The organism is Streptomyces sp. NPDC054840 (assembly GCF_053611065.1).
Genome location: NZ_JBSGZP010000153.1, coordinates 1 through 12671, shown reverse-complemented (window position 1 = coordinate 12671; position 12671 = coordinate 1). Strand labels below are relative to the sequence as shown.

14 protein-coding genes are annotated in these 12671 nt (G+C 71.9%); 7 read left to right on the top strand and 7 right to left on the bottom strand.

Annotated elements, in window-relative coordinates; all coding sequences use genetic code 11:
• Window positions 1–178: 178 nt before the first annotated feature.
• Window positions 179–730, top strand: a complete 552-nt coding sequence (locus tag ACWGIU_RS14005; protein ID WP_453705525.1) for an FAD-dependent oxidoreductase — start codon at window positions 179–181, stop codon at window positions 728–730.
• 80 nt (window positions 731–810) lie between these two features.
• Here the strand turns inward: ACWGIU_RS14005 and ACWGIU_RS14000 are convergent, their stop codons facing one another.
• The 3 genes from ACWGIU_RS14000 to hemC form a co-directional block, all read right to left on the bottom strand.
• Window positions 811–1374, bottom strand: coding sequence for a hypothetical protein (locus ACWGIU_RS14000; protein ID WP_453705523.1), 564 nt, complete (start codon window positions 1372–1374; stop codon window positions 811–813).
• 5 nt (window positions 1375–1379) lie between these two features.
• Entirely contained in the window at window positions 1380–2546 is a 1167-nt protein-coding gene (locus tag ACWGIU_RS13995; protein ID WP_453705521.1) for an AraC family transcriptional regulator ligand-binding domain-containing protein, read from the bottom strand.
• A gap of 469 nt (window positions 2547–3015) precedes the next feature.
• Entirely contained in the window at window positions 3016–3948 is a 933-nt protein-coding gene (hemC, locus tag ACWGIU_RS13990; RefSeq protein WP_453705519.1) for a hydroxymethylbilane synthase, read from the bottom strand.
• Window positions 3949–4164: 216 nt separating this feature from the next.
• On the opposite strand from hemC, the gene ACWGIU_RS13985 reads away from it, so the two are divergent.
• Entirely contained in the window at window positions 4165–4845 is a 681-nt protein-coding gene (locus tag ACWGIU_RS13985) for a M15 family metallopeptidase (protein WP_453705517.1), read from the top strand.
• 77 nt (window positions 4846–4922) lie between these two features.
• Here the strand turns inward: ACWGIU_RS13985 and ACWGIU_RS13980 are convergent, their stop codons facing one another.
• Both ACWGIU_RS13980 and ACWGIU_RS13975 read right to left on the bottom strand, forming a co-directional pair.
• Window positions 4923–6143 carry a cytochrome P450 family protein gene (locus ACWGIU_RS13980; RefSeq protein WP_453705514.1) on the bottom strand — a complete coding sequence of 407 codons (1221 nt, stop codon included), beginning with the start codon at window positions 6141–6143 and terminating at the stop codon, window positions 4923–4925.
• A gap of 95 nt (window positions 6144–6238) precedes the next feature.
• The gene (locus tag ACWGIU_RS13975) at window positions 6239–7426 is read right to left on the bottom strand and encodes an FAD-dependent oxidoreductase (protein ID WP_453705527.1); all 1188 of its coding nucleotides are present in this window, start codon (window positions 7424–7426) and stop codon (window positions 6239–6241) included.
• Window positions 7427–7728: 302 nt separating this feature from the next.
• On the opposite strand from ACWGIU_RS13975, the gene ACWGIU_RS13970 reads away from it, so the two are divergent.
• The 3 genes from ACWGIU_RS13970 (at window position 7729) to ACWGIU_RS13960 (ending at window position 8965) form a co-directional block, all read left to right on the top strand.
• Window positions 7729–7884, top strand: a complete 156-nt coding sequence (locus tag ACWGIU_RS13970; protein ID WP_453705512.1) for a DUF6131 family protein — start codon at window positions 7729–7731, stop codon at window positions 7882–7884.
• A 343-nt stretch (window positions 7885–8227) separates the two neighbouring features.
• The gene (locus ACWGIU_RS13965) at window positions 8228–8470 is read left to right on the top strand and encodes a DUF6480 family protein (protein WP_453705510.1); all 243 of its coding nucleotides are present in this window, start codon (window positions 8228–8230) and stop codon (window positions 8468–8470) included.
• Window positions 8471–8485: 15 nt separating this feature from the next.
• A complete protein-coding gene (locus ACWGIU_RS13960) occupies window positions 8486–8965 on the top strand; it encodes a DUF5709 domain-containing protein (protein ID WP_453705508.1) in 480 nt (159 codons plus the stop codon).
• Window positions 8966–9354: 389 nt separating this feature from the next.
• Here the strand turns inward: ACWGIU_RS13960 and ACWGIU_RS13955 are convergent, their stop codons facing one another.
• Complete coding sequence (locus tag ACWGIU_RS13955; RefSeq protein ID WP_453705506.1) at window positions 9355–9918, bottom strand: hemerythrin domain-containing protein; 564 nt, start codon at window positions 9916–9918, stop codon at window positions 9355–9357.
• Window positions 9919–10421: 503 nt separating this feature from the next.
• The gene (locus ACWGIU_RS13950; RefSeq protein WP_453705504.1) at window positions 10422–10655 is read right to left on the bottom strand and encodes a DUF6213 family protein; all 234 of its coding nucleotides are present in this window, start codon (window positions 10653–10655) and stop codon (window positions 10422–10424) included.
• A 265-nt stretch (window positions 10656–10920) separates the two neighbouring features.
• Here ACWGIU_RS13950 and ACWGIU_RS13945 point away from each other — a divergent pair, with 265 nt between their 5' ends.
• Window positions 10921–11874, top strand: coding sequence for a TIGR03557 family F420-dependent LLM class oxidoreductase (locus tag ACWGIU_RS13945; protein ID WP_453705502.1), 954 nt, complete (start codon window positions 10921–10923; stop codon window positions 11872–11874).
• A gap of 240 nt (window positions 11875–12114) precedes the next feature.
• A partial coding sequence (locus ACWGIU_RS13940; RefSeq protein ID WP_453705500.1) for an HAD family hydrolase occupies window positions 12115–12671 on the top strand: 557 nt, incomplete at its 3' end.

Genomic DNA, 12671 nt, shown 5'->3' with positions numbered 1-12671 from the left:
CGGCGAGGCCGAGGCCGACGACGGCGTCTCCGACACGGTGGCCGTCACCGTCACCACCACCGGCGGTGTACTCTTTCCCCCCCCGAAGCCCAGAACATAACGAAATCTGGGATTCGCGAAGTCTGTATGCCCATATCGGCATACAGGTTCCGCGCTACGTGCTGATGGGGGATTTCTGATGATCGACGTGATCGTTGTCGGCGGCGGACCGACCGGTCTCATGCCGGCGTGCGAGTTGAGGTTGCACGGGGTGCACGTGCTCGTGCTGGAGAAGGAGACGTGGCATGGGTCGGCGACGACCAGGATCTGTTCGACCGCTTGCCCATCTGGTTCGGCGGGGCCGACGGCTAAGGGGTCGCCGACGCCGCGCGGGAGACGATCAGGAAGCCGGCGCGCGCGGAATCCGCGGGACGCCTTCCGGCAGGTCCTGAGGGACCGTGGCCGCCCCCTCGGCGCGTACGGCATCCACCACGGCCTGGTGCAGCAGGCGGCTGAACTCCTCCGACTCGCAGCGCACCGGACTGCCGGTCACGGTGAACCAGTCCGAGCCACCGGTGTACTGCACCGCCACCTGGGCTTCCGGGCTCGACCAGGTGGTGTGCACGGTCAGGTCCCCGCTGAGGACACCCGCCTCGTCGGTGCGTACTCCGCCTCGTCCGGCGAAGACTCCAGTCGTCGTCCACGAAGCCCAGGTCATGGCGCATCGCCCCTCACCGCGGAGTGCCTTTGATGCTTCCACGCTACGGCGCGACCGAGATTCTCGCGTCCTCGGCGGTGCGGGACAGCCCTTGGGCGGGACCGGGGCGGGGATCAGTGGCCGGCGGCGGCCTTGACCAAGGCGACCGCGGTGCCGACGGCCGCGTCCAGGGTGCCGGCCAGCAGGGCCAGGACCGTGCCGCTCCCCATGCGGATGCCGCCGTACCAGCCCCAGGTGAACAGCCCGGCGACGCTCACGCCGGCCGAGACGAGCAGGGCGGTGTCCACCTCCATCAGACCGAGCGCCGCCGCGCCGATCAGGACCAGCGGTCCCGCGGCGGACAGCAGCAGGGGACTGCTGACGGACAGCATGCGGCGCAGCTCGTGGCCGGTCGCCAGCCGGCCGTGGACGACGCGGTGGGCCTGCTGGTCCGCGACCAGCGCGGCCAGCCAGAGGCCCACCGCGGCGGTCAGGACGGTCGCGGCGGCTCCCGTGGCGCCGAGGTGGTCGGACCCCGCGAGCCCGATCACCACCGAGATCATGACGATGGTGGCGTACAGGCGCTCCTTCAGCCGCGCGGCGGCGAACCGCGGATCGCGATCGAAGGCCTGCTCGTCGTCCGCTCCGGGAGCGGCGCCGCCGGGGGACCCGGCCGGGGGCGTCTCGTCAGGGGCCATGGCGCCTACCGTAGGGCCGGCCGGCGGCCCTGCCCCGCAGGCGGGCGGGCAGCGCGCCGTCCGGGCGACACGGCGGTCAGGGGCCGCGCCACCGGGCCATTTCTTTCCGCGGCGGGCTCGCCGGACGCGCCGGCCAGGTCCGCGCGGCCGGCTCGGCGCAGGGCGGCGGGCGTGGTGCCGTACCAGCGCTGTATCGCCCGGCGCAGGGCGCGCGCGTCGGCGTAGCCGCTGCGGGCGGCGATCGCGTCGATGCTGAGGTCGGTGCCGTGGAGCAGCCGTGTGATGCGGTCCCGGCGCACGGCCTCGACCTCGCCGCTCCACGTGGTGTCGTGTTCGTCGAGGCGGCGCTGCAGGGTCCGCGTACTGACGGCCATGCGCCGTGCCACCGCGGGCAGGGTGGGAACGGTCTCGTCGTGGACGGAGGCCAGCGCGGTGCGGAAGAGGTCCAGCCAGTTGTGCAGCGGGATCGCGGTGGCGAGGGTCTGATCGGCGTGTCTTCGCAGCACGTTCGACAGCCCGGGCTGCGCTTGCGGTGTCGGTACGGCCAGGTCGGAGGCGAGGAAAGTGAGGGAACTGCTCGGGGCCTCGAACTCGATGTCGGCGGTGCCGTACAGCTCGGTCAAGGCGTCGTGCCGGCGGGGTGCCCTGGCGGCCAGCGTGACACGGAGGGGGACGAGACGGCGCTGTGCGGCGGCGCTGAGCCGCCGTTGGTACAGGCCGAGCGCGAACGCGCGGATCGCGCAGGCCGGCTCGTAGCTCCGATCCGCCTCGTTGACGTGGTTGATGACGATCCGCTCGCCGTCCTCCGTGATCCGCAAGGTGTCCGTGCCGGGGTCGGCCACCACCGCGAGGTAGGCGGCGGCGTCCCGGATCCCTTCGAGCGGCGTGGGCGCCGAGGTGATCAGGTAATCCCAGACGCCGAGGGTGCCGATGCCCGACTGCTCGGCCAGCAGCAGCGACAACTCGGTCCAGGGAACGTGGACGGTCGTCAGTTCCGCGATGCGGATGCCCGTGGCCGCGGGCGTCCGGCACAGGTCGTCGTCGAGATGCTCGGGCGCCAGGCCCGGCAGGTGCGCGTACCCGTGCGCGGGTACGCCGGACAGGCGCGCCGCGGTGACGCTCAGCCGGGTGATGGCCGAGGAGGTGGTGCCCTGGTGTGCTTGCGTGATCACGGGGGCTGAGCATAGACCAGCAGGAATTACCAGATCATCCGGCCTGCATGGCGTCGGATGTCCCCAACGTGGCGGGTCGGGTCCCCCCTTGGCGCGGACGGTCCCCTGGCTGGCGTGAGCTGCCCTGGGCCCGGCGGTTTGCGCGGCCGTAGCGTGGTGATCGTTCTCGCGGCGTGCGGACGGCCGGACCGCCGGTCGCTGCGCCGCACCGGAGAGCCGCTGTCCGAAGGCGACTTCCCTGCGGGGAACCTGCCGCTGATCCGTTGCACGAGGAGTGTCCGTGGAGTTGACCCGAGACGATTTCGCGCTCGCCGCTTCGGTGCCGGCTTCGGCGTGATGCCGGTCGGTCCCCGGTGAACGCACTGTCCTGGACGGGGGTCTGGGCAGTGCGGGGTACCGAGGCCCGGCCGGGCACGGCCGCGCCACACCGGGTTCGTCCGGTGGACGCACGGACCCTTACGGGGCCGGGTCAGTGCGGAATGCTGTCGATCAGCTCCCGGGCACCCTGGCGGAGGAGGGCGACGGCGACGGACGTGCCGAGGGCGGCCGGGTCGAGGCGGCCCGCCCACGCGTGCGCGTTCAGAGCCTCCTTGCCGTCGGGTGAGAACACACAGGCGCGGAGGGAGAGATCCCCTCCGCGTTCCGCCCGCGCGTACCCCGCGATCGGGCTGTTGCAGTGGCCCTGCAGGACGTGAAGGAGCGTCCGCTCGGCTACCGTCTCGCGGTGCGTGTCCGAGTGGCCGAGGGCGCTGACGGTGTCGATGAGTCCGGTGTCGTCCTCCCGGCACTGGAGCGCGAGGACGCCGGCGCCGATCGGCGGCATGAGGGTGTCCACCGCGATGATCTCCGTGATGGCGTCCGCGCGGCCGATGCGGTGGAGGCCGGCGACCGCGAGCAGGAGCGCGTCCGCCTCACCGGCGGCGAGCTTGTCCAGGCGCCGGTTGGCGTTCCCGCGCATCGGTACGCACTCCACGTGCGGGTACGCGGCGGCGAGCTGGGCGATACGGCGCACGGAGGAGGTCCCGACGCGGGTACCTGGCGGGAGGCTGTCGAGGGTGAGCCCCTCCGGGTGGATCAGGGCGTCGCGGATGTCGTCGCGTTCCAGGAACGCCGCGAAGACGGTTCCCGCAGGCAGCGGACGGTCGGCCGGGACGTCCTTGACGCAGTGCACGGCGAGGTCGGCCTCACCGGCGAGGATCGCGGCGTCGACCTCCTTGGTGAACGCGCCCTTGCCCTCCACCTGCGAGAGGTCTCCCAGCCACTTGTCGCCGGTGGTCCGCACCGGCAGGACGGTCGTCCTGATGCCCGGGTGGAGCGCGGCGAGCTCGGCGCGGACGCGTTCCACCTGGGCCAGGGCCATCGGCGAATCGCGGGAGACGATACGGATCGGATCAGCGGGCATGCGGGCACGATACGCCCTCGGTCCGTGCCGGCGGGCACCAGGCGCCGCAGGACGATCGCCTTGTGCCGAACGGAAGTTGACTGCGTCGGGAGCATGTTCGAGGGACCCGGCGTGCCATGGCGGCGGCGACGTGAGGGGCCGCGGGCTCGGCGCGCTGCCGCATGGCCGGGGTGGCTCCCGCATGCCCTGCGGGCCGAGCGTGCCTACGGTGGAGGGGTGAGCCATCGACTCGCCGGTGTCGCCCTGGTCGGCGCTCTGTGCGCGTCCTCGCTCTCCTGCACGGCGGTGATGCCCGAGTCGCACCTCCAGCTCGCTCCGAGACCCGAGGTGCACAGACTGTCCGCGCACGTCACCGCCGTGACCCGGGAGCAACTGGGCGCCACCCTCCGCGACGGGTGTCCGGTGCCCCCGGAACGGCTGCGGCTCGTGCGGATGAACCACTGGGGCTTCGACGGCAAGGTGCACCGGGGCGAGCTCGTGGTCCACGAGGACGCGGTCGCCCCCGTGCTCAAGGTCTTCGGCAAGGCGTTCGCCGCCCGTTTTCCGATCCGCCGCATGCGCGTGATGACCGCCTACGGTGGCAGCGACCTCGCGGCGATGGCCGATGACAACACCTCCGCCTTCAACTGCCGACGGGTCACCGGGGACCCGGGACGGCTGTCGCGGCACTCCTACGGCGACGCCATCGACATCAACCCGGTCGAGAACCCGTACGTCGACGTCCAGGGCACGAGCCATCCGCCCAACGGCCGCCCGCATCTGGACCGCGGCCGGACCCGCCCCGGGATGATCATCCCGGACGACGTCCTCACCCGGGCCTTCCGAGAGGTCGGCTGGTACTGGGGCGGCCGCTGGCGCCCGCCGGATTACCAGCACTTCTCCGCGGACGGCGGTTGAGGGGCCCGCGCGGCGTACGGGTGGCAGGTGCGGCCCCGCACCGGGTGCGAGGTACGGACGGCCGCCGACGCAACGGCTCAGCGTCCGGCGCGGAAGGTCACCGGCAGGCTCTCGGGGCCGCGCAGGCCACCGGGGCGCCAGGGGATCTCCTCCGGAGGTACGGCGAGGGCGAGCCCGGGGAGCCGGCGCAGTGCGGTGCCGATGGCGATCTGGCCCTCCAGCCGGGCCAGCGGCGCACCCAGGCAGTAGTGGATGCCGTGCCCGAAGGCGAGGTGGGCGTTGTCCTGGCGGGTGATGTCCAGGCGGTCGGGGTCGGGGAACCGGGCCGGGTCGCGGTCGGCGAGGGCAGAGCCGATCAGAACGGTGGCTCCGCGCGGGATGGCCACTCCCGCGAGTTCGACGTCCTCACGGGCGAACCGGGCGATGCCGGGGCTGACCGGGCCGTCGTAGCGCAGGAACTCCTCGATCGCGTTCGGCAGCAGTGCGGGCTCGGCGCGCAGCCGGTCGAGCTGGTCGGGATGGGCGAGCAGCATGGCGATGCCGCCGCCGATCAGATTGACGGTGGTGATGTAGCCGGCGGCGAGCAACAGGAACACCATGGCGACCAGTTCGTCCTCGGTCAGCCGCTGTTCCCTGTCCCGCGCCGTGACGAGCGCGCTGAGCAGGTCCTCGCCCGGGCGGGCCCGCTTGGCATGGATGAGGTCGGTCACGTAGGCGCGCATGTGCTTCCACGCCTCGTCGACCACGGCGGGGTCCGGCGGCTCCGCACCGCGCCTGATCATGCGGTCGGTCCAGTGCTGGAAGTCGCGGCGTTCGTCCACCGGCACCCCGAGCAGTTCGCTGATCACCGTGACCGGGAGCGGCAGGGCGAGGGCCGCCACGAGGTCCGCCCGGCCGGCCGGGAGCACCGCGTCCAGCAGCCGGTCGGTGAGGTCCTGGATCCGCGGCCGCATCTCGGCCACGCGGCGGGCGGTGAAGGCCTGGGAGACCAGGCGGCGCAGGCGCGTGTGGTCGGGCGGGTCGCTGCGGAGCATATTGCTGAGCATCGACTCCCGTTCCGTCACGGGCAATTGGCTCAGCATTCGGGCGTCGGAGGCGTCGCGTACGTCGCTGCTGAGGCGGGAATCGGACAGCGCCGCCAAGCCGTCCTCGTAGCGGGTGACGAGCCAGGCGTCCAGGCCGCCCGCGACGACGACGCGGCGCACCGGGCCGTCCTCGCGCAGTTGCCGATAGAGCGGGAAGGGGTTGGTGACGAAGGCCGCATCGGCGTAGGGCAGAAGGGTTGGCTGCTCATTCATGAAGCCTCCCGAAGCATGTCGTCCGTGCTCTGGGAGTGAGGGTATATGTCGTACCCTTCCGATACGTTCCTTTTCGGCCATGCCCGGGCGGCAGGTCAGCGGAGCGACTCCTTCGGTGGCCGCTCGCGCAGGGCCCCATAGGCGAGGAAATAGGCCGGCAGCCGGTTCAGCCATCGGGATCCGGTGACGAGCTCGGTCAGCCGTTTCGCCCGCCCGGGGTCGCCGAACGCGGCAGTGCCGGACAGAATCGGCTCGATGACCTGGGCGTGGGCGAGGCGTTGCAGGCCCTGGGTGGCCACGGTGGTGGGCAGGCGACGCCGCTGGACACGGCGTACGTCCCGCAGCCCCACGGTGCCCTCGCGCAACGGACCCGCGAGGTAGCGGGCCGCCGCCACCGCGTCCTGCACGGCGAGGTTGATGCCGATGCCGAAGACAGGCGACATGGCGTGGGCGGCGTCACCGATGCACAACAACCCCGGGCGGTGCCAGCGGCGCAACCGCTCGAGCCGCACGTCGAGCAGCTTGACCTCGTCCCAGGAGGTGACGGCGTGGGCCCGGCCGGTCAGCCAGGGGACGGCCCCCGTGAACCGGGTCATGAAGGTCTCCAGGCCCTCGGCGCGGCGCCCGGCATCGGTTCCCTTGGGGATGAGCGCGGCACACTGCCAGTAGTCACCGCGGTCGATGAGCGCGGTGAAGAACCGGTCGCCGACGCCGCCCAGGAGCCCGCTGGGGTCCTCCTCGTGCCGCGGCAGCCGGAACCACCAGGCGTCCATCGGGCACGCGAAGGCCTCCAGCCCCAGCTCGGGCAGGGCCCTGGCCAAAGAGCCGCGGCCGTCGCAGGCAACCGTCAGGGATGCCCGCAGCTCGCCGGTGCCCCCGTCCGCGGTCCGGTACCGCACACCCGTGATCCGTCCGCGCTCGGTCAGGAAGGACGTCGCCTCGGTGCTCGTGCGCAGCCGGAAGGAAGGCTCCCGGGCCGCTTCGTCCGCCAGCAGGTCGAGCAGGTCCCACTGCGGCACCATCGCGATGTAGTTGTACCTGCCGGGCAGCGCCCCGATGTTCCCGACCGTGACCAGGGACCGGTCCGGCCCGATGGGCAGCTGCACGGAGGTGACGCGTCGCTGCGGCAGCCGGGCGAAGCGCTCCGCCAGGCCGATGTCGTCCAGCAGCGACAGGGTGGACGGGTGCACGGTGTCGCCGCGGAAGTCGCGCAGGAAGTCGCCGTGCTTCTCCAGTACGGTCACCTCCACCCCGGCCCGGGCCAGCAGCAGGGCCAGCACCATTCCGGCGGGCCCGCCTCCCACCACGCAGCAGGTGGTTCGTTCCTCCGTCACCACGGCAACGTCTCCTTCTCGCGCGCACGGCAGGTCTCCGCAGGACGTCCCCACACGGGCAGGCCCCCGGGAGGACGTCCTACCCCACTCTCCGCGCCCGACACGGCAACTTCGGTGATCACGACGATTTCTGGTGCGTCCCACCGGCATGAAGGGGGCGGAACCGGGTACCCGCCGGTTTTCGGTAGGAATCGGCCATGTGGCCCGGGCACCCGCCACGCGCCGTGCACCGTTCCGGATCGGAGAGAAAAATGATCATTCTCGGCGTCATTCTCCTGGTAATCGGTTTCCTCCTGGGGATATCGATCCTCTGGACGATCGGCCTGATCCTGGTCGTCGTCGGGGTCATCCTCTGGATCCTGGGATCCGTGGGCCACGCCGTGGGCGGCCGCAAGCACTACTACTGACAGCGGGTGACCGCTCGGTCCCCCGCGCCCGAAGGGCGCCTGGACCGGTCCGGGGCGGAGGCGGCTGACTCGGGCGGCTGCCTCCGCGGGGCCACGCCGCCCCTCCCGGGTCCGGTGACAATCATGCGGCGCGCGTTCGGCCCCGCAAGCGCCGCCGACCCGGGCGGGCCCTGGCTCCTGCCCGCCGGCCGGCGGATCGCCGCTCCCTGGGCCCGTCTCCCGTCGTCGGCATGCCGGTGGTGGACGCTGTCCTGTCATGCAGGGTGACGGACGGGTCGGGGTGCGCGCTACAACAGATCGGTCCGAGAGGCATGACGGCGCCGATCAAGGGGAGGGGTCAGGTATGACCAGAAAAATACCGGAAAGCAACCCGGACCCCGATCCCCGTGTCGTCTCAGGACTGGAACCGGGCGGTGGCGTGCCGCCGGGGGAGACGCCGCCTGGCGAGTCCAGTACCGGCACCGGCGCCGGGCCGTACCGGCCGCTCAAGAAAGGGTGGGCCGTGGGCCCGCTCGCCATCATCGTCGTACTGGCGGTGATCTTCGCCCTCTTCTTCCTCGTCTACGCCGTCGTGCTGGACCTGTGACCCGGGGAGACCCCCATGAGCAGTACCGAGTCGCACGGCGACGAGGTCTACCAACCACACGAAGGGGACGACCCGGCCCAGGCGGCGCCCGACATGGACAACGCGCTGGACGAGCCCACCCTCGACGAGACACTCGACACCGGTTACTCGCCGCCCGAGCGGCCCTACGCGGTCAACGATCCCGCCACCACCGCCGAGGGACGGCACACGGGCGAGACCCTCGACGAGCGCCTCGCCCGCGAGGTGCCCGAGCCCGACGGCGACGGGGCGACGTGGAACGAGTTCGCCGACGAGAGCGCCGACGCCCCGCGGTCCGGTCCCGTACGGGCCGGACGGCTGGTGTCCGTGGACGAGACCGGTCCCGTGCGCCACATCTCCGTCGTCGCCCACGAGGTGGGCGTCAACGGTGGGGCGGCCTCGGCGGAGGAGGCGGCCATGCACATCGTGGAGGAGCCCGGCGAGAGCGGGGATTCCGACGACGCCGGTGCCGGATGACGCCCCAGCCCCGGTAGGGACCGTACGGCGCGAGTTCCGCGCCGCACGCGGCTGTCTCACGCCCCGGCGTGCCCCACGGCCGCGCTCGACTGGCGGGGACCTCCGTCCCCGGCATCGTCGACACCGCTCACGGGATCGGGCGCCGGCATTGGCCCCGGAAGCGGGCCCGGCCGGGGATGCGGATCAGGCCGCGGGGCGGGCGGCGGGAGGGGATCGGGTTCAGGCCGCGGCGGTTCGGGAGGCTCGGGATCGGGTCCGCCCGGTGCCGGTACGGGCCCGGGCAGTGGGCCCGGCTGCGGACTCGGCCCAGGGCCGGGAGGCGGCGTGGGACTCGGCGGAACGGGATCGTTCGGAGGGGTGCCTGTGGTGGTGACCATGCCGCTCGCCTTTCAGGAGTCCTTGCCGCGACCGCTCAGGGCGTCGCGTAGACGATCGACGAGGCCGACCCCCGGTGCGAGGAGTTTGTTGGCCGGAGGCTCGTTCGGGACGGACGGGTGCGGGCGGGTCGGAGCGGTCCTCTTGGCGCTGCGCACCTTCTCGCCGAGCTCAGCGAGCGCTTCCGGTGAGCAGGCACTGCGCAGGCGGGGGAAGAGGACGCCCTCCTCCTCGGCGATGTGCCCGCGGATCTCGGTGATCAGCTTGTCGACGAGCCCGTCGAACCGCGGGTCGTCGGCGTCGCACCCCTCAAGGTCCTTCATGATCCGCTCGGCCGCCGCGTGGTCGTCGAGCTCCTTGTCCACGATGAAGTCGCCGTCGGGCAGGTACGTGCGCGCGGCCGGGTAGAGGTACGTCTCCTCTGCGACGGAGTGGCGCACCAGTTCGATGGTCAGCTTGTCCGCGACGCGCTTCCTTCGGGGGTCCCCGGAGGGCAGTTCCTGGATCTCCTTGAAGTAGTCCTCCACCTCGTGGTGGTCGGTGGTCAGCTCTGCGATGACGTCGCCGCCGTGTCCCATGTGTCCTCCTGTATCGGTCGGGTGTCCTCACCGAGGCTCTGGCGTCGCGCCTACCCCGCCGCCGGGGCCGCATTCCAGCTGACCGAACGCCCGTGCAAGGGACGGGTGACGAGCGACGAGCACGGCGGCGGAAGGGCGGAAGCTTCAGGCGAGCGAGCGCGAGCCGTCCCGGCCGTCCCGGGGACCTCCAGGAGCGCCATGGCCGGGCCCCGAGGCGACGGGGCGGCGCCGACGTACCGTCGGCGAGCCGGGTGTGGTCGCCCGCCGGGACGTGTGCGCGCGGCAGGGGGTTCGGAGCCGGCCCTCGAAGGGCGCGCGGGGCGCCGTGACGGCGGTGGTCGACGCACGGACCGGTGGGGACAGCACGGCGCGCGGTGCCAGCAGCGGATACAGCGGCGCGGGGAGCATCGCGCAGGCGGGCACGGGCTTCGGGCGCGCAGGTCTCGCCGTACTCGTTCAGGCCCCGGCCGTCGCCTGCGTCGCGTTCGTGTTGCCCGCGTTCATCAGCCCTGGGCCGCCGAGGCGCAGGCAATGCACTCCGCGTCGATCTGATCGGCGAGCTGGGTGAGAGCCTCCGTCAGGGCCAGGACCGTTTCGGCGTCGGCTGCCGAGGAGTCCAGCTCCGCCGCGCTCTCCCAGTCGGAGGCCAGCCCCCGCAGCAGGGCCGTCACCTGTTCGGCCGGGATGAGGAGCCCGCCTTCCTCCGTGGGGATCAGCGGTAGGGCGAACGAGTGCATGACACCACTTCTCCTCTCGGGAGCGCGGAAACCCACTCAGGTGCCACGCTTCGTGGAACGGTTACCCGGTCACGGCGGATCCAACCGATCGATCACAAGCGTAAGCCGCACCGGGGTCGTATGCGGTTTCTCCTCACTGCGCATCATGTCGATACGCGGCCGCGGCCGTGGGTACCCGCCAGTGGGACCGTACGTGCCCGTACCCGTGTCCCGCACCTCCAGCGATTCCCATATCCGCATCCGCAACGGCGTAGGAGCGTTTCTCATGACCGCATTCGGATACTTCCTGGCCTCCGAAGAGTTCACCCCGACGCAGCTTCTGGAGCAGGCCCGCCGGGCCGCCGACGCGGGCTTCACCCGCCTCGCGATCTCCGACCACTTCCACCCCTGGAACGACGCCCAAGGAAACAGTCCCTTCGTCTGGTCCATGATCGGCGCGCTGTCACAGGCGGTGAACCTGCCGGTCACCACCCTGGTCACCTGCCCGACGGTGCGCCTGCACCCCGCCGTGACCGCACAGGCGGCAGCCACGTCGAGCGTTCTCCTCGACGGCCGCTTCACCCTTGGCGTCGGAACGGGCGAGGCCCTCAACGAGCACATCCACGGCGACCGCTGGCCGAGGTTCGCAGAACGGGCCGAGATGCTGGAAGAGGCCATCGAGGTGATGCGGGAGCTCTTCACGGGCGACCTCGTCAGTCACAAGGGCGCGCACTACACGGTCGAGAACGCCCGGCTCTACACCGTCCCGGACACCCCGCCCCCCGTCTACGTGTCCGGGTTCGGCCCCAAGGCCGCCGACCTGGCAGGGAGGGTCGGGGACGGGCTCGTGGTCATGAGCCCGGACCATGAGGTGATCGAGGCCTTCCGGGAGGCCGGGGGAGCGGGGAAGCCCGTGGTCGGCGGAGTCAAGGTCTGCTGGGGTGAGGACCGCGACAAGGCCGTCGACACGGTGCACCGGCTGTGGCCGTCCGAGCACCTGCCCGGCGAGCTCTGCCAGATCCTGTCGACACCCGCTCACTTCGAACAGGCCTGTGAACTGGTCACACGTCAGCGGATCGCTGAGAACGTGACCTGTGGCGACGACGTCGAAGAGCACATCGCCGCCGTCCGCGCCTATGTGGACGCGGGCTGCGAAGAGGTCTACGTCGGGCAGATCGGACCGGACAACGAGGCCTTCTTCGAGAACTACCGGCAGAAGGTCCTCCCTGCCCTCTCCTGAGGGCTCAGCCCAGGCCTTTCGGGTCGTCCCGTAAACGGCCCCTCGCAAGAGGCGACGTGCGATGCGGCGCCGGGAGTCGTTCCTCCCACGGTAGCCACGGTAGGTCTCCCCGTCCGGCAACCATCACGCCGAGCCCTCGGGGCGTGTGGTGGCGGGCCGCGGGTAGGCGCCCGATATGTTCCCGATCGACGCGCGGCGGCCGGGCGGTGCCCGGTGGCTGCCGACCCGCAGGAGGCGGAGATGAACCGTGCCGCGCTGTTCGATGTCGACGGCACCCTCGTCGACACCAATCACCTGCACGTCGTCTGCTGGTGGGAGGCCTTGCGGCAAGCGGGACACGCCCTCGCCATGCACGATGTCCACCGCGCGATCGGCCTGCCGGGTGAAGACCTCCTCGGCCATCTGCTGGGCGAGGACCGGGACACGAGCGAGGACGCCGCCATCAGCGACGCGCACTCCACCCTCTACGGCACGTACTTCGACCGGCTGCCCCCGTTCGACGCGGCGGCCGAACTGCTGCGCGCGTTGGACCGGCGCGGTTGGCGGGTCGTGCTCGTGACATCGGCGAAGGACTCCGAGCTCGAAGCGCTGCGCAGGGCCATCGATGCCGACGACGCGATCACGGCGACGGCGAGCTCCGACGATGTGGGCGAGGGCAAGCCCGCACCCGGCCCGGTGCGCCACGCCCTCGGCCTCGCCGACGCCGCCGCCCGCGACGCCGTGTTCGTCGGCGACACCGTCTGGGACATGCAGGCGGCGACCCGGGCCGACGTCACGTGCGTGGGCCTGCTCTGTGG